General features: G+C 67.5%; 18 protein-coding genes. 14 read left to right on the top strand and 4 right to left on the bottom strand.

Annotated features, from left to right (window positions below):
• Nucleotides 1-2: 2 nt before the first annotated feature.
• From ACIQ1T_RS17745 to ACIQ1T_RS17730, 4 genes are all read left to right on the top strand, one after another.
• On the top strand, nucleotides 3-968 hold the full coding sequence (locus ACIQ1T_RS17745; protein WP_395945890.1) for a DNA-directed RNA polymerase subunit alpha: 966 nt from the start codon (nucleotides 3-5) through the stop codon (nucleotides 966-968).
• 107 nt (nucleotides 969-1,075) lie between these two features.
• The gene (rplQ, locus tag ACIQ1T_RS17740; RefSeq protein ID WP_395945889.1) at nucleotides 1,076-1,492 is read left to right on the top strand and encodes a 50S ribosomal protein L17; all 417 of its coding nucleotides are present in this window, start codon (nucleotides 1,076-1,078) and stop codon (nucleotides 1,490-1,492) included.
• A gap of 22 nt (nucleotides 1,493-1,514) precedes the next feature.
• Nucleotides 1,515-2,123: a DUF4274 domain-containing protein gene (locus ACIQ1T_RS17735; RefSeq protein ID WP_395945888.1), complete on the top strand. Its 609-nt coding sequence runs from the start codon at nucleotides 1,515-1,517 to the stop codon at nucleotides 2,121-2,123.
• Nucleotides 2,124-2,312: 189 nt separating this feature from the next.
• Nucleotides 2,313-3,230 carry a LysR substrate-binding domain-containing protein gene (locus tag ACIQ1T_RS17730; protein WP_395945887.1) on the top strand — a complete coding sequence of 306 codons (918 nt, stop codon included), beginning with the start codon at nucleotides 2,313-2,315 and terminating at the stop codon, nucleotides 3,228-3,230.
• On the opposite strand, the gene ACIQ1T_RS17725 is transcribed toward ACIQ1T_RS17730, so the two are convergent.
• Together ACIQ1T_RS17725 and ACIQ1T_RS17720 are read right to left on the bottom strand one after the other, a co-directional pair.
• The gene (locus ACIQ1T_RS17725) at nucleotides 3,202-4,044 is read right to left on the bottom strand and encodes a hypothetical protein (RefSeq protein ID WP_395945885.1); all 843 of its coding nucleotides are present in this window, start codon (nucleotides 4,042-4,044) and stop codon (nucleotides 3,202-3,204) included. The two genes, ACIQ1T_RS17730 and ACIQ1T_RS17725, sit on opposite strands and share 29 nt — an antisense overlap.
• The gene (locus ACIQ1T_RS17720) at nucleotides 4,034-4,960 is read right to left on the bottom strand and encodes an ABC transporter ATP-binding protein (RefSeq protein ID WP_395945884.1); all 927 of its coding nucleotides are present in this window, start codon (nucleotides 4,958-4,960) and stop codon (nucleotides 4,034-4,036) included. The genes ACIQ1T_RS17725 and ACIQ1T_RS17720 overlap by 11 nt, the downstream gene beginning before the upstream one ends.
• Before the next feature lie 99 nt (nucleotides 4,961-5,059).
• Here ACIQ1T_RS17720 and ACIQ1T_RS17715 point away from each other — a divergent pair, with 99 nt between their 5' ends.
• The 6 genes from ACIQ1T_RS17715 (at nucleotide 5,060) to ACIQ1T_RS17690 (ending at nucleotide 10,931) form a co-directional block, all read left to right on the top strand.
• Nucleotides 5,060-6,307: an ectonucleotide pyrophosphatase/phosphodiesterase gene (locus ACIQ1T_RS17715; RefSeq protein WP_395945883.1), complete on the top strand. Its 1,248-nt coding sequence runs from the start codon at nucleotides 5,060-5,062 to the stop codon at nucleotides 6,305-6,307.
• 261 nt (nucleotides 6,308-6,568) lie between these two features.
• Nucleotides 6,569-7,879, top strand: coding sequence for a TCR/Tet family MFS transporter (locus tag ACIQ1T_RS17710; RefSeq protein ID WP_395945882.1), 1,311 nt, complete (start codon nucleotides 6,569-6,571; stop codon nucleotides 7,877-7,879).
• Nucleotides 7,880-7,938: 59 nt separating this feature from the next.
• Nucleotides 7,939-9,354 (top strand): Do family serine endopeptidase, encoded by a 1,416-nt coding sequence (locus ACIQ1T_RS17705; RefSeq protein WP_395945880.1) that lies wholly within the window; start codon nucleotides 7,939-7,941, stop codon nucleotides 9,352-9,354.
• Nucleotides 9,355-9,362: 8 nt separating this feature from the next.
• The gene (locus tag ACIQ1T_RS17700) at nucleotides 9,363-9,839 is read left to right on the top strand and encodes a hypothetical protein (protein ID WP_395945879.1); all 477 of its coding nucleotides are present in this window, start codon (nucleotides 9,363-9,365) and stop codon (nucleotides 9,837-9,839) included.
• A gap of 91 nt (nucleotides 9,840-9,930) precedes the next feature.
• Nucleotides 9,931-10,653, top strand: a complete 723-nt coding sequence (locus ACIQ1T_RS17695; protein ID WP_395945878.1) for a hypothetical protein — start codon at nucleotides 9,931-9,933, stop codon at nucleotides 10,651-10,653.
• Nucleotides 10,644-10,931: a hypothetical protein gene (locus ACIQ1T_RS17690; protein WP_395945877.1), complete on the top strand. Its 288-nt coding sequence runs from the start codon at nucleotides 10,644-10,646 to the stop codon at nucleotides 10,929-10,931. Before ACIQ1T_RS17695 ends, ACIQ1T_RS17690 begins: the two co-directional genes overlap by 10 nt.
• 6 nt (nucleotides 10,932-10,937) lie before the next feature.
• Here ACIQ1T_RS17690 and ACIQ1T_RS17685 read toward each other — a convergent pair whose 3' ends face one another.
• Nucleotides 10,938-11,360 carry a VOC family protein gene (locus tag ACIQ1T_RS17685; RefSeq protein ID WP_395945876.1) on the bottom strand — a complete coding sequence of 141 codons (423 nt, stop codon included), beginning with the start codon at nucleotides 11,358-11,360 and terminating at the stop codon, nucleotides 10,938-10,940.
• A 76-nt stretch (nucleotides 11,361-11,436) separates the two neighbouring features.
• Between ACIQ1T_RS17685 and ACIQ1T_RS17680 the strand changes: the two genes are divergently transcribed.
• The 4 genes from ACIQ1T_RS17680 to ACIQ1T_RS17665 all read left to right on the top strand — a co-directional run bounded on the left by ACIQ1T_RS17680 (nucleotide 11,437) and on the right by ACIQ1T_RS17665 (nucleotide 14,549).
• Nucleotides 11,437-12,759 (top strand): replication-associated recombination protein A, encoded by a 1,323-nt coding sequence (locus ACIQ1T_RS17680; RefSeq protein ID WP_395945875.1) that lies wholly within the window; start codon nucleotides 11,437-11,439, stop codon nucleotides 12,757-12,759.
• A 67-nt stretch (nucleotides 12,760-12,826) separates the two neighbouring features.
• Nucleotides 12,827-13,267, top strand: coding sequence for a hypothetical protein (locus tag ACIQ1T_RS17675; RefSeq protein ID WP_395945874.1), 441 nt, complete (start codon nucleotides 12,827-12,829; stop codon nucleotides 13,265-13,267).
• 9 nt (nucleotides 13,268-13,276) lie between these two features.
• Complete coding sequence (locus ACIQ1T_RS17670) at nucleotides 13,277-14,002, top strand: RluA family pseudouridine synthase (RefSeq protein WP_395945873.1); 726 nt, start codon at nucleotides 13,277-13,279, stop codon at nucleotides 14,000-14,002.
• A gap of 58 nt (nucleotides 14,003-14,060) precedes the next feature.
• Entirely contained in the window at nucleotides 14,061-14,549 is a 489-nt protein-coding gene (locus tag ACIQ1T_RS17665; protein ID WP_395945872.1) for a CC0125/CC1285 family lipoprotein, read from the top strand.
• Nucleotides 14,550-14,564: 15 nt separating this feature from the next.
• Here the strand turns inward: ACIQ1T_RS17665 and ACIQ1T_RS17660 are convergent, their stop codons facing one another.
• Complete coding sequence (locus ACIQ1T_RS17660; protein ID WP_395945871.1) at nucleotides 14,565-15,773, bottom strand: hypothetical protein; 1,209 nt, start codon at nucleotides 15,771-15,773, stop codon at nucleotides 14,565-14,567.
• Nucleotides 15,774-15,853 lie beyond the last annotated feature (80 nt).

Raw genomic sequence — 15,853 nt, 5'->3', positions numbered from 1 at the left:
AGATCGGTTCCGACGCCCAGCGCAAGGCGCGCCTGGTGGCCGAACCCCTCGAGCGTGGCTTCGGCGTGACGCTCGGCAACGCGCTCCGTCGCGTTCTGCTGTCCTCGCTGCAAGGCGCGGCTGTCACGGCCATCCAGATCGACGGCGTCGTTCATGAATTCTCGTCGCTGGAAGGCGTTCGGGAAGACGTGGTCGACATCGTTTTGAACATCAAGCAACTGGCGCTGCGCATGCACGCCGAAGGCCCCAAGCGCATGACCCTGCGCGCCACGGGCCCCGGCGTCGTCACGGCCGGCCAGATCGACGTGCCGGCGGACATCGAGGTCCTGAACCCCGATCACGTCATCTGCACGCTCGACGACGGCGCGTCGGTCCGCATGGAACTGACCGTCCAGAACGGCAAGGGTTATGTGGCCGCCGAGCTGAACCGTCCGGAAGATGCGCCGATCGGCCTGATCGCCGTCGACGCCCTGTATTCGCCGGTCAAGAAGGTGGCCTATCGCGTCGAGCCGACCCGTCAGGGCCAGTCGCTGGACTATGACAAGCTGCTGCTGGAAGTCGAAACCAACGGTGCGGTCACGCCGGTTGACGCTGTGGCCTATGCCGCGCGCATCCTGCAGGACCAACTCCAGATCTTCATCACCTTCGAAGAGCCCAAGAAGGCTGTCGAGCAGTCGGACGGCAAGCCCGACCTGCCCTTCAACCCGGCCCTGCTGAAGAAGGTGGACGAGCTGGAACTGTCGGTTCGTTCGGCCAACTGCCTGAAGAACGACAACATCGTCTACATCGGCGACCTGATCCAGAAGACCGAGGGCGAAATGCTTCGCACCCCGAACTTCGGCCGCAAGTCGCTGAACGAGATCAAGGAAGTTCTCGCGACGATGGGCCTCAGCCTCGGCATGGATGTGCCGAACTGGCCGCCCGAAAACATCGAAGATCTGGCCAAGAAGTTCGACGACCAGATCTAAGTTCAACCCTCCGCCCGTCTCCTCTCGGGGAGAATGTCGGGGCGGTTAGAAGATTACGGGTCTAGGTCTCCTCAGGAGATACCGGGCCCGGAGTAGGAGAGACCCAGATGCGCCACGGCGCCGCCCATCGTAAACTCGGTCGCACGACCAGCCACCGCACCGCCATGTTCGCCAACATGGCCGCCTCGCTGATCAAGCACGAGCAAATCACCACGACCCTGCCCAAGGCCAAGGAACTGCGTCCCTTCGTCGAGAAGCTGGTCACCCTGGCCAAGAAGGGCGATCTGCACGCCCGTCGTCAGGCCATCAGCCAGGTTCGCGACGTGCCGCAGGTCGGCAAGCTGTTCGAAACGCTCGGCCCGCGCTACAGCGAGCGTAACGGCGGCTATATCCGCATCATGAAGGCTGGCTTCCGCCACGGCGACAATGCCCCGATGGCCGTGATCGAGTTCGTCGATCGCGACGTCGAAGCCAAGGGCAAGGACTCGGGTCCGGTCCTGTCGTTCGACGACGCCGAAGACTAAGACTTAGCCCCTTCGAGACTGAATGCTGAAAGGGCGGCCGGAGCGATCCGGCCGCCCTTTTGCCTTATCTGGCGGAGAGTTTCCGATTCCGATGGACAGGGACGTGGCGATGGAAACGGAATTGAGTGAGGCGGAACGGGTCCTGCTGGACTGGTTGAAGCGCCATGGGCCGGACGACTGGCATCAGGTCTCCATCGACTGGAACTGGGACGCCGGCGTCCAAATCCTGGCTTGGATCGCCGCTCAGCCCGAGTGTGATCGCGCCACGGCTCAGAACCTGCTCGTCATCGGCGGGGCGGACTATTATCTGCGGTTTGCTGATCGTGCCGCCCTGCTGGCCGCCGAACCCTATAATCTGGAACCGTTCGACCTGATCATGCCGATCGTCGCGCGTTGGAACACGGGCGGATACGAGCGCAGCGAGATCGCTTCATACGAACCGTCCAGCTTAACCCCGCAGCTGCGCCGACACCGGGCGGCGGAGCAGGCGCAGGGTGGCAGGCCTTTGCCCTTCCGACTCGACGACAGCGTGTTTGAACCGCTGAACGGGCGAGGCTTCTCCTATCTCTATGCTGAAGGATGGCCGCCCGAGGTCGAGGCCGAGATCAAGGCGCGAGGACTGTCCTACTAGCCGCTGAAGGTCTGACCGAGGGCCAGGATCCATATGAGCAGAATGCACAGGCCATAGGCGATCTGGTCCAAACGGTTGCGGCGGGGCGGCTTGGGCGGCGGGTTCGGAAGGGGCATCGGCCAGCTTGAAGCCGGTTTCCGAACGAGTCGAAATCGATTAAGCGGGCAGGGCTTTGTGAGGGGAGGTCACATGCAACCCGTCGCGCCGCCGCCGCTGAACGCGCTCCGCACCTTCGAAGTCTTCGCCCGTCATCGCAGCATGACCCGTGCGGCGGCCGAACTGTGCGTCACGCACGGCGCCGTCAGCCGTCAGATCGCCGCGCTTCAGGCGTCGCTGGGCGTGGTCCTGGTGACCGGTCCTCGCCACGCCCTGACCCTGACCGAGGCGGGCGCGCAACTGGCCGAGGGCCTGACCCCGGCCTTCTCCGCCATAAGCGAGGCGGTTCGCGCCACCCGACAAAGCGCAGCGCGCGAGATCGAGATCTCCTGCCTGGGCACCTTCGCGCTGAAATGGCTGATCCCGCGCCTGCCCCAGTTTTTGGAGGCCCATCCCGAGGTACGGGTGCGACTGTCGGAATCCTATCTGCCGGTCGATTACCGTCGCGATCGTTTCGACGGCGCCATCCGTATCGTCGAGCCGGACGAAGTCCATCCCCGCGCCGAGGCGACCCGTTTCCTGGCCCAGCATCAGGGCCCGGTCGGGACGCCGGAGCTGATGGCCGGTCTGCCGACCTTGCAGGAGGCGGTCCGCGCGCCGCGACTGCGTTCGGCCACCTTCCGTCGCGCCTGGTCGGCCTGGGCCGCGCTGGAGGGGCTCGATCTGCCCTCGGTCGCCGTGGAGCGGGAGTTCGCCCACAATCATTCCTTGGTCGAGGCGGCGGTGTCCGGCCTGGGCGTCGCCATCGTGCCCTGGGCCTTCGTGGCGCCGGACGTCATGGCCGGGCGGCTGTCCGCCCCCTTCGGCTTCGTCGAACGTCCGTCCTGGTTCGCCTTCCTGCGCCCGGAGGGGCGTCGAGATACGGCGGTCGACGCCTTCCGCGACTGGCTGGTCGCGGAAGGCGAACTCAGTCCCGCGCCGCCTATTCCTTCGACAGGTCCTGGCGGTTGAACAGGGCCAGGGCGCCGATCAGAGGCGCCAGGGTCCACAGGACCAGGCTGGTCAGGGCCGGCCAGACCGGAACCTTCGGCGCGCCCTGGACTGCCGCCTTCAGCGTGTCATAGGCCAGGCCGGGCAGCAGCAGTTGCATCTTCCAGCTCATCGGCTCCCATCCGAGCGCCGGCAGAAGCGGCGCGAGCAGCGACTGGACGAAGCCCAGGGCCCAGGGCGCGAACAGGGCGGCCAGCAGTGAGCGGGTCAGAACCCCGGTCAGCAGGGCGATCAGGGTGAACTGGATGATCCGCGTCCAGGACAGCAGCCACAGCAGGGCGAACTGGCCCCAGTCCGAACCATCGGCCGAGAAGGTCAGGCCGCGGTCGAAAATCCCCGCCTTCATCAGGTTGAACAGGATAGAGGCGACCAGGAAGGCCGCCATTCCGGCGAAGGCCAGGGACTTCATCACCGCCACCTTGCCCAGCAGCAGGGAGGTACGGCTGTTGCGCGCACTGATCAGCCGCCAGGTCTCCCAACGATAGTCGCCGACATAGAGGGTGGCCGCCGCGATCAGCATCAGGATCAGGGTGAAGCCGTTCGCTCCCTTGTCGGCGCCGAAGGTCAGGGCCTCCATCAGGTTCACGGGCATGGCGGGGGCGGCGGGATTGATGCCGACCATGGCCGCCATCGGGCCGCCCTTGGCCTCGGCCTGGAACAGGACCAAGGCCCCGCCCAGGATAAACAGGGCCGGTACGACCAGGATGGCGACCACCAACTGAATCCAATTGCGCGACAGGCGATAGGATTCGGACTTGATCGCATCAACCAGCATGGTCGGCTCCTTGCAGGTTTTCGGCCTGCACGCCGGTCCAGCCGGTCTCGTTCATGAAGACATCCTCCAGGTCGGCGCCGATCCAGCGGGCCTCCTCGATGTCGACCCCGGCCTCGACCAGGGCGCGGATCGTGGCGGGCGCCTCGGCGCGCGCCACGGCGGCGATCAGGGCGTCGCCGTCCAGCGTCGCCTTGTCGCCCAGCACCCCCATCGCTTTCGCCAGAGGCGTGGCCGACAGGCGCAGCCGCTCGCCCGAGGCGGTCAGGTCGGAGACCCGGCCCTCTGTGATGACCTTGCCCTTGTTGAAGATGGCTACGCGGTCGCAGACGCGCTGCACCTCCTGCAACTGGTGACTGGCCAGGATGATGGTGATCCCGTCGTTGTCGGCCAGGCTGCGGATCAGGGCGCGCATCTCCTGGATGCCGGGGGGATCCATGCCGCTGGTCGGTTCATCCAGAATGACCAGGTCGGGCCTGGTCATCAGGGCGGCGGCCACGCCCAGTCGCTGCAGCATGCCGACCGAGAAGCCGCGCACCCTGCGGTCCGCCGCCTCGGCCAGGCCGACCCGCTTCAGCCAGCCGTCGATCTCGCCCTTTGGCACGCCGCCGTGGGCCTGGGCCAGCCAGACCAACACCTGACGGGCGGTCATGAAGGGCGGGAAGCGCGGGGTCTCGATCATCGAGCCCATGCGGCGCGTCGCCGCCGGATCCCCGATCCTGCCGCCCATCACCGTGGCCTCGCCGCCGGTCGGACGGATCAGGCCCAGCAGGGTGCGGAACAGGGTCGACTTGCCGGCGCCGTTGGGCCCCAGGATGCCATAGACCCCGCCGCGCGGGATCGACAGGGTCAGGCCGTCCAGGGCCTTCACCGTCCCATAGGTCTTGGTCAGGCCGCGGATCTCGATGACGGTTTCCATGACGCAAGCTTGGCGTGAGAACGGCCTTACCACAACCCGTCGTGTCTCTGTCGTCGATTAAGTTTAGGCAATGGTTCGATGTCGCTTCGGAATCTCCCCATGTCCCGTTTCCTCGCCACCGGCCTGATCGCTGTCGCTGCACTGGCGGTTGCGTCCTGCGCCGGAACCCCGACCGCGACCGGCCCGGTCGCACAATCGCCGGTTGTCGCGACTCAGGCGCCGCGTCCTGACCTGGTGATTCTGGTCTCCATCGACGGCTTCCGCCCGGACTATCTCGGCAAGGGGGCGACCCCGGTCATGGACGGTCTGGTCGCCGGCGGCGCCTTCGGCCCGATGCGCCCGTCCTTCCCCAGCGTGACCTTCCCCAACCACTACACCCTGGTCACCGGCCTGCACCCCGACCATCACGGCGTCGTCGGCAACCGGTTCACCGACGCCGAACTGGGCGTCTTCACCATGGCCAGCAAGGAGACCGGCTTCTGGGACCAGGCCGAGCCGATCTGGGTCACGGCCGAGAAGGCGGGGATCCGCACCGGGACCATGTTCTGGCCGGGCTCCGAGGTCGAGATCCACGGCGTCCGCCCCAGCCAGTTCGTACCTTTCGACCAGTCGATGTCCGGCGACGCGCGCGTGGACCGCGTCGTGTCCTGGCTGGACCTGCCCGCCGATCAACGGCCCAGGCTGGAGACCCTCTATTTCGACATCGTCGACACCGCCGGCCACCGCCACGGTCCCGGCGCGGCCGAGACCCGCGCCGCCGTCGCCTCGGTCGACGCCTCCATCGGCCGTCTGGTCGCGGGGCTGAAGGCGAGGGGGCTTTACGATCGCACCCTGCTGGTCCTGGCCTCGGATCACGGCATGGCGGCCACCTCGCCGGATCGGGTGGTCTGGATCGACGACATCATCGATCCGAAGGCGCTGACCATCGGCTATGGCGGCGCCGTCCTGACCGCCGACCCGGCGCCGGGGCGGGAGGCCGAGGTGCAGCAGAAACTGATCGGCCGTCATCCCCACATGGAATGCTGGAACAAGGCCGATGTGCCCGCCCGCCTGTCCTACGGAACCAACCCGCGCGTCGCCGCCGTCGTCTGCCTGGTCGAGACCGGCTGGCTGACCGCGACCCGCGACCGTCCGATCACCCGCCCCGGCGGCGCCCACGGCTACGACAACCAGGCGCCGGAGATGCAGGCCCTGTTCATCGCCCGCGGCCCCGGCGTCGTCGCCGGCCGCCGCCTGACCGACCTCGACAGCGTCGACGTCCAGCCCTTCCTGGCCCGGATGCTGGGCATAACCGCGCCCAGGGGCGACGGCCGGGTCGAGGACACGCTGGCGGTGACGGGCGACTGATCTGACAGACCCTCTCCCGCTTGCGGGGAGGTGGCCCGGCGTTCGCGAAGCGAACCAGGGTCGGAGGGGGGGGCTTCTTTCCGAAGGCAGCTGAACTCCCCCCATCGTCAGCCGCCTCGCTTCGCCCGGCGCTCCGCCCAGCCCTCCATAACCTCGCAGCGAAAGCGCGGGGGCGAAGACCCGTGCCTGGGTGATCGCCGATCAGCCCTGTCTTGGTCGCAGTGGCCCCGCTAGACCTCTCGACCGATCCAGGAGCGACCCATGTCCATCGTCCCCGAGAAACGGCTGAAGGCGGCCATCGGCTTCATCTTCGTGACGGCGGTGCTCGACATCGTGGCCATGGGGATCATCATCCCGGTCCTGCCGCAACTGATCGAGGATTTCGTCGGCTCCAACGCCCGGGCGGGCATCATCAACGGCGTCTTCGTGGCCCTGTGGGCGGGGATGCAGTTCGTCGCCTCGCCGATCATCGGCTCGCTGTCGGACCAGTACGGCCGCCGGCCGGTGATCCTGCTGTCCTGCGCCGGTCTGGCGATCGACTATGTGCTGATGGCCCTGGCGCCGGACCTGTGGTGGCTGGCTCTGGGGCGGATCATCGCCGGCGTCACCTCGTCCAGCTTCACCACCATCTACGCCTATATGGCCGACGTGACCCCGCCCGAGCAGAGGGCGCGGGCCTATGGGCTGATCGGGGCGGCCTTCTCGGGCGGCTTCGTCCTAGGACCGGTGATCGGCGGCTTCCTGGGCGAGATCGGTCCGCGCGCGCCCTTCTGGGCCGCCGCCGTCATGTCGGCCATCGCCTTCGTCTATGGCGCCTTCATCCTGCCCGAGAGCCTGGCCCCCGAGAAACGGATGAAGTTTTCCTGGCGGCGCGCCAATCCGGTCGGGGCCATGGTCCTGCTGGGCCGCCATCCCGAGCTGACGGGCTTGGCCGGGGTGACCTTCCTGCTGCATTTCGCCCACCACGTCTTCTCGGCGGTCTTCGTCCTCTATGCCCAGTATCGCTACGGCTGGGGCCCGCGCGAGGTCGGGATGTTGCTGGCCATGGTCGGTCTGCTGGACATGGGGATGCAGGGACTGATCGTCGGCCCGGTGACCAAGGCCCTGGGCGACCGCAAGACCATGCTGCTGGGTTTGGCCGGCGGCACCCTGGGCATTATGGCCATGGGCTGGGCGCCGAGCGGCTGGTTCTTCGTGGCGGCCATGCTGCCCAACGCCCTGTGGGGTCTGGCCATGCCGACCCTGCAGTCGCTGATGACCCGCCAGGTGTCCGAGAGCGAACAGGGCCAGCTGCAGGGCGCGACCATGAGCGTGGCCTCCATCGCCGGCGTCATGTCGCCGCTGTTCTTCGGCTGGATCTATTCGATGTCGGTCGGCGGCGGGTTCGAGCCCCTGACCGACTGGCTGGACCGGCACGGCCTGGCCTTCGTGGACAGCATCGTCCATGCGCCCGGCCTGGCCTTCTATATCTCGGGTCTGGTTCTGCTGTTCGCGGGCGTTCTGGGCTGGATCACCGCTCGTAGGGCGGAACGGGCCGAGAGCTTGACCGTTGATGCCCCGCCCACGCCTTGATCCGGCCCGAAACCGGGTGCGGTATGGTGTGGCTTGAAGCCTGAACTCCTCGGATGCCCATGAAGACCCGATCGATCGTGCTCGTCGCCGCCCTGGCCCTGTCGGCCTGCGGCAACCCCACCAACTCGAAGGCCCAAGACGGGGGACAGGAGGGCGAGTTCGCCCAGCCTACGCGCACCGCCCCGTCCGATGCGGCGGGGATGAAATCCAGCTTCGCCCCCGTGGTCCGCTCGGCCGCCCCCGCCGTGGTCAATATATCGGCCCGCAGCGTCCAGCGCGTCCAGGCCGACCCCTTTTTCCAGTTCTTCGGCGGCGGCATCCCCCAGGCGCGGGTCGCCGAGTCGGTCGGGTCCGGCGTCATCGTCCGCTCGGACGGGATCGTCGTCACCAACAACCACGTCATCGACGGCGCCCAGCAGATCAAGGTCGTGCTGAACGACCGGCGCGAGTTCCCCGCCACCGTCATCCTGGCCGACGAGCGCAGCGACATCGCCGTGCTGCGGCTGGAAAACGTCAGCGACCGCCTGCCGGTCCTGGCCATCGACGATCAGGAGGAACAGCAGGTCGGCGATCTGGTCCTGGCCATCGGCAACCCCTTCGGCGTGGGCCAGACGGTGACCAACGGCATCATCTCGGCCCTGAACCGGACCGAGACCGGCATTTCCGACAGCGGCTCCTTCATCCAGACCGACGCCGCCATCAACCCTGGCAATTCCGGCGGGGCCCTGGTGGACATGGACGGCGATCTGATCGGCATCAACACCGCCATCTTCTCGCGCTCGGGCTCCTCGGCCGGGGTCGGCTTCGCCGTGCCCGCAGCCATGGTCAAACGCGTGGTCGACAGCGCCCTGGGCGGCGCCAAGGCCGTGGTCCGGCCCTGGCTGGGCGTGAAGGGCGACACGGTCACCGGCGACATCGCCGGCAGCCTGGGTCTGAACCGACCCCAGGGGCTGGTCGTCACCGACGTCTACGCCAACGGTCCCGCCGCCCGCGCCGGCATCCGCCAGGGCGACGTGATCACCGCCGTCGACGGTCAGGAAATCAACGACCAGAACGGGCTGAACTACCGCGTCGGCTCGCGCAATCCGAACGATGCGGTCCAGGTCGCGATCCTGCGCGACGGTCGGGCCCAGACCCTGACCGCCCGCGTCCAGACCCTGCCGGGCGACGCCGATCCCGACCAGGGCGTGACCATACAGTCCGGCCCCTTCGCCGGCGCCGAGGTCGTGGCCCTGAACCCGGCTCTGGCCGACCGTCTGGGCGGCGACCCCTTCGCCACCGGCGTCATCGTCACCGGCGTGTCCGGGCGCGGCTATGCGGCCCGCGCCGGCTTCCGCCAGAACGACCTGATCGTCAGCATCAACGGCAAGGCCATTGCCTCGGCCCGCGACGTCGAGGCCGCCGGCTCCGGCCGCGGCCCGTGGGAGATCGTCGTCAATCGCGGCGGCCGCCAGATCCGCGGCGTGCTGCGCTAGGAGCGGGCGTGGATCGTCCCGTGATCACGCCGGCCCAGGCCGGCGAGGCGCTGGAGGCGGTCCGCGACATCCTTTTGCTCTATGTCGACATGGCCGAATCCTATGCGGGGTTCGGCCATGCGGTCGATTGCAACCTGCGTTTCGATCCTCTGAGGTACGTGGACGCGGTGCTGGAGACCCCGCCGGGCCAGGCGCCGGCCGTCGATCTGGATCTGCTGCGGACCGGCGCCGCCGTCGCCGTCCTGTGCGCCCTCTATGACGAATGGTGCGAGTTCGAGACGGTCGCCGGCGGCCGCTATCGCGAGGCCATACTGACCGGCCGCCTGTCCGCCGTCCCCGACATCGACCACGTCGCCCGCGCGGCCCTGGCTCGGGGCGCCATGACGCTGGAGGATCCCTGGTTCGACGCAGCGGTCGAGCCGATCTACCGCAAACACGTCGTCGGCTATTTCGCCCATTTGGCGGAACAGGTCAGGAGCGGGTGAACCCATCATCGCGGCCTTGCATATGACGATGCGGCGGCTACCTTGGATTGATGGAGGATCGTGCTATGCGCGCCGGACGGTCGGGGGATCGATGAAGGCTTTTCTTCTGCTTTGTGTGTGCGTTGCAGGCCTGTCGAGCCTCGTCGCGACGCCGTCGAGGGCGGCCGAACCCTGTCGTCAGGCGGCGCCCGACACCTTCGTCATTGACGGCCCCATCGACGCGGCCTTGACCGGCTGCGTCGAACGGGCTTTCGCCCCGACCACCACCCAACTGGTCCTGACCAGTCGCGGCGGCAAGGCCGGCGAGGCCATGCGGATCGCCGAACGGTTCGAGGGTAAACGGCTGACCATGACGGTGAAGGGAGAGTGCAACTCGTCCTGCGCTAACTATTTCCTGCCCCTGGCCGGGCGGCTGATCGTCGAGCCGGGCGCGGTGATCGTCGTCCACGGCGGGATCGATCCCAGCCTGATTTCACGCACCCAGGCGGCCGCCAACGGCATGGACGACGGCGCCGATCTGGAGGCCGTCGCCGCCCTGCAACGCGCCTTCATGGAGCGCAACCGTATCAATCCCGGCTGGCTGCTGTACCGCGAGGCCGGCTCGACGGCGGTCGAACGGCTGGACGGCGCCTGGGCCGACTTCGACGCCCGCACCAGGGCCTGGCTGGTCGAGGAGACGATGGCGCGCTCCTGCCTGCCGGACACGGTCGTCGAATATCGCACGGACCGACGCGGCGACTGGCTGAGCGAGTCGCGCCGCCGCGCCCTACGGCGTCAGAACATCGCCCGCTCCAACACCGTGGTGTGCAACTGATGGTCCTGGGACCGACCTGTCCGAACTGCGGCAAGCTCGTGCCGTTCCTCAAGACGCAGTTCAGCTTCGGCAAGCCGTTCGCCTGCCCGCGTTGCGAGCAGACCCTGGTGGTTCCGCGACCCCAGGCCTTCTTGATCGGCCTGGGGCTGACCCTGATCTTTCTGTTCAGCAAGGATCGGTTTCCACCGGAATGGGGCGGCGTATTCGGCCTGTTCATTCTGATGGTCGCGGCCAGCCTGCCGGTGAGTTGGGCCCTGACCTGGGTAAAACGGGCCTGAGCCGTCTCAGCCCTTCTTCGGCCCGCCGATCGACCAGGTGTGGCCGAAGGGATCACGCAACTGGCCGTAGCGGTCGCCCCAGAACTGGTCGGCCATGTCCATCACCGGCTCGGCGCCGCCGACGACCAGGGCGCGGGTCCACCAGGCGTCGGGATCCTCGACCTGCAGATGCAGGGTCACGCCGGCGGGGCGAATGTCCTGACCGCCGTGATATTCAGGGAATTCGTCGTTCAGCATCACGCTGGCGCCGTTGATCTTCAGGTGGGCGTGGATGACCCGCTCGCCGTCGTCGGCGAAATGCTTGACCAGCACCTCGGCCCCGAAGGCGATGATGTAGAAGTCCACCGCCGCCGAGGCGCCGCGCGACGGGATCGTCAGATGAGGCGTCAGACCCGAGGTCGGGCCCTGGTTCGGATTAGCGTCGGTCATCTCGGGCAGTCTCCGTGGCGGTTGGCCATACTAACGCGTGAAAAGCCTTAGTCGAATGACTACATAGGTCGCACTCATGTCCGATTTGTTTGAAGCCTCCGGCATCCTGCCGCCCGACGCCCCCCTGGCCGACCGCCTGCGCCCCCGCACGCTGGAGGAGGTGGTGGGACAGGATCACCTGCTGGGCGAGGGCGGACCGATCCGGCGGATGATCGAGGCCGGGCGTCTGGGCTCGATGATCCTGTGGGGGCCGCCCGGCACCGGCAAGACCACCATCGCCCGGCTGCTGGCCCAGGCGGCGGGCTATGAATACCAGTCGATCAGCGCGGTCTTCTCGGGCGTCGCCGATCTGAAGAAGGCGTTCGAAGCGGCGCGGATGCGGCGCGCGGCGGGTCAGTCGACCCTGCTGTTCGTCGACGAGATCCACCGCTTCAATCGCGCCCAGCAGGACGGCTTTCTGCCCTTCGTCGAGGCCGGGGTCGTCACCCTGGTCGGGGCCACCACCGAGAACCCCAGTTTCGAGCTGAACGGGGCCCTGCTGTCGCGGTCTCAGGTCTATGTGCTGAAACGTCTGGACGACGCGGCTCTGGATCAACTGTTGAGCCGCGCCGAGGCCCATATGGGCAAGCCCCTGCCGCTGTCGCCCGAGGCGCGTCAGGCCATGCTGGCCCTCGCCGACGGCGACGGGCGTTATCTGCTGACCATGTCAGAGGTCCTGTTCGACCTGCCGGAGGGCGAGACGCTGGACGTCCAGGGTTTGGCGGGCGTGCTGCAACGTCGCGCGCCCGCCTACGACAAGAGCAGAGAAGAACACTACAACCTCATATCCGCCCTGCATAAATCCGTGCGCGGCTCCGATCCCGACGCCGCCCTCTACTGGCTGGCGCGGATGCTGAACGGGGGCGAGGATCCTCTGTATCTGGCGCGGCGGATCGTGCGGATGGCGGTCGAGGACATCGGCGAGGCGGACCCCCTGTCGATCCTGGTCGCCAATGCGGCCAAGGACACCTACGACTTCCTGGGCAGTCCCGAGGGCGAACTGGCCCTGGCCCAGGCCGTGGTCCACCTGGCCACCGCGCCCAAGTCGGTCGGGGTGTACGAAGCCTTCAAGGCGGCGAAGAAGGTGGCCTACGAGACCGGTTCGCTGATGCCGCCCGCCCATATCCGCAACGCCCCGACCAGGCTGATGAAACAGCTGGGCTACGGCAAGGGCTACCAGTACGACCCCGACACGCCCGAGGGCTTCTCCGGGGCGAACTTCTTCCCCGACGAGATGGAGCGCCGCGTCTTCTACAAGCCCAAGGGCGAGGGGCACGAGGAGAAGGTCAAGGCGCGTCTGGACCGCTGGGCGGCGATGCGGGCGCGGCTGCAGGCCGAGGGCGGCGACGCTTCTGAGTGAACGGCGTTCATTGTTCGATCCGAACGACGGGACTAGCCTGCCGATCTGACATCCTTGGGAGGGGACGATGATCGAGACGGTGAAGACGCCCTGGCATCTGTGGCTGGTGGGCGTGTTGTCCCTGTTGTGGAACGGCTTTGGGGCCTTCGACTTCATCCAGACCAATACGCGGGGCGAGGCCTATATGCGGGCCTCGGGCTTCGATCAGCCGATGATCGACTATTTCCTGGCCATGCCGAACTGGATGTATGTGCCGTGGATCCTGGGCGTCTGGGGCGCGGTGATCGGATCGGTGCTGCTGCTGTTGCGCCGCCGCTGGGCCGTTCCCGCCTTCGGCCTGTCGCTGCTCGGGGCCGTCGTGAACCTGATCTACGGCCAAGTCATCGATCCGCCGCCGCTGTCGCCCGAGATGGCGACGATGAAGATCATGCCCTTCGTCATCGTCGTCATCGCCCTGCTCCTGGCCTGGTACGCCTGGGCCATGGCGAAGCGGGGCGTGCTCCGCTAAAGGGCGGCGGTGAGCACACGTGAACCCGTTTCCCTGTCCGAAGATGATATCGCCGCTGTCCGTTCGTGGGTGATCCACGAGGACGCCCATGTCATCGCCTTCTCCAAGCCTTCGGGCCTGTCCAGCCAGGGCGGGCGGATCAAGGCCCATACGCTGGACGACCTGTTGTGGGCCTTCGCCCGGTCGAACGGCAAGCGGCCGGAACTGGTGCATCGGCTGGACCGCGACACCTCGGGCGTGATCCTGGCCGCCAAGACCAAGCCGGCGGCGGGATTCCTGGGCAAGGCGCTGCAGATGCGCCGGTTCAGGAAACAGTATCTGGCCCTGCTGTCCGCGGCCCCCGAACCGAAGTCTGGAACCATCGACGCCCCGCTGCGGCGCGAGGAAATCGGGCGCGAATCCTACATGCGCGTCGTCGCCTTCGACGCCCCGGGCGCACAAGGATCGCAGAGCCGCTATCGCACCCTGACTTCCAACGATCAGGGGGCGGTGGTCGAACTGGAGCCCCTGACCGGGCGGATGCACCAACTTCGGGTCCACATGGCCCATCTGGGCCGGCCCCTGATCGGCGACGTCCGCTACGGCGGCGCCCTGACCACGGCGGTCGGGCCGGCGCCGCGCCTGATGCTGCACGCCTCCAAACTCAGCTTCCCCCATCCCGAGGGGGGAACCACAACGGTCGAGGCCCCGCCGCCCGAGGATTTTGCACACCTGCGAACGGCCCTGGGTCTGTAGGGCTGGACGGAACGTCTCGCCTCAAGCAACGCTATCTCTTCCAAAGGGAGAGAACGCCATGAAGCGCCTCGTTATTCTCGGTCTCGCCGCCTCGGCTTTGGCGCTCGGCGCCTGCGCCAGCCTGGCCCCCTACGGCGCCCAGCGCGCGCCGGGCGGGCAGGGCTATTCCGAGCAGCGGATCGAATCCAACCGCTACCGCGTCACCTACAACGGCGTCGGCGCCCCCGGCGCGGTCGCCGACTACGCTCTGGTGCGGGCCGCCGATCTGACCACCGAACAGGGCTATGACTGGTTCGAGGTGACCCAGAGCTGGACCGACGGTCGGCCGGGCGGGGCAGGGGGCGTGCGCCCCAGCGTCTCGATCGGCGGAAGCTCCGGCCGTTATGGCGGCTATTCGGCCTCTGGCGTCGGCGTCGGGCTGGGCCTGAACTTCAGCGGCCCTAGCCCCACCTCGACCTCGCTGGAAGTGGTGCTGGGACGCGGCGCCAAGCCCGACCGCCCCAGCGCATATGACGCCCGATCGGTGCAGAGCTCCATCCCGCGCTGACGACCACCCCTCGGATCAACGCCCCCGCGTCAGAGCCCGGTATTCGACCAGCCGTTCCTTGTCGCGACGCACCTGGTCGCCGACGGTGTTGTCCACGTCCAGCGAGGCGTAGCGGACCCAGCCGTCGGCCCCCAGCTTGTCCTGGATGGCGTTGGCCGGGGTCTGCCAGCGGAAATACGACAGCCAGGACACGCCGCCCGCCAGCAACACGGCCGCGATCTGCAGCAGGCGGAAGCCGATCTCTCCCGCCTCCGGCGCCGGCCACAAGGCCAGAACCACCAGCCAGATCAGCAGCACCAGAGGCGTGGTGATCCGCCCGACCCAGCGCATCCAGTACCGTTCCCGCCGGACCCGCCACAGCTCCATCTGGATGAACTTCTCCAGATACTCCATCCGCGCCCCGATCCACATGACCAGGCGGGTCAGATACAGGGCGCGCTGGCCCCAGGCCTTGCCGTCCATCTGATAGGTGGTCTCGGCCTGGTCCGACAGGGCGCGGGCGTTGGTGAACAGATTCTGCAAATCCCGGGTCCGCTGCACGATCTCGCGCGACAGCGCATAGGTGTCGTTCTCCAGCCGGAACCGGTACTGGACGAACAGGATGCTGGAGACGCCGAAGAAGATCCCGATCACGACCAGCATGCCAACCAGGCTCAGGCCCAGGCCGCCGGGCGGGCTGCCGGTCCAGTCCGCGAACAGGGTCGGTCCCATGGCGGTCAGCACGGCGAAGGCGATCAGGGACAGAGCCTGGATCAGCCGCTTGGTCCCCACATGGACGCACAGGGCGCGGAAGATACGTCGACCATAGGCGTGGACCCGTCCCCGAATGTCGCGGTCGGCGGTGAATCTTTCCTCGATCTGGCGGGCGAACAGGACGTGGAAGCGGTCGGGCTTCCGCTCGTTTTCCCAGAAGGGAAAGATGTCGAGCGGCTGATTGAAATACTGGTCGATATTGGCCGATATCCGCGCGATCGAGGCCTCGTCCAACGTGAAATAGTCACTCTCCTGGATCGGGCGCAGCACACCTTCGTCGGACACCGCCGGCGAGTCTGTCGGGGTGGGGTTCGGCGGCGGCGGGCGCGGCGTTTCGGACGCCTCGATCGGGGCCAGGTCGTGGGGCTGGGGCGTCGCCTCCGGCGCGGGCCCGGATGTCGGGTCAGGCGAAGGCGGCGGTGAGGTCATCGTCGGCGCGATCACCGGGCTGTGGCTGTCTTCCTGCGACATGGCGTGGCTCCCCCAAACCGGCTGACGTCGATTTCGGATATCGCTGTTAACCCTGCTCGGGAGCAAGTGAAGTTTCGGTC

The organism is Brevundimonas sp. (assembly GCF_044336875.1).
In the GTDB taxonomy this organism is placed as follows: Bacteria; Pseudomonadota; Alphaproteobacteria; order Caulobacterales; family Caulobacteraceae; genus Brevundimonas.
Note: the sequence above shows the minus strand (reverse complement) of the source record. Positions and strands in the feature narration are given on the sequence as shown.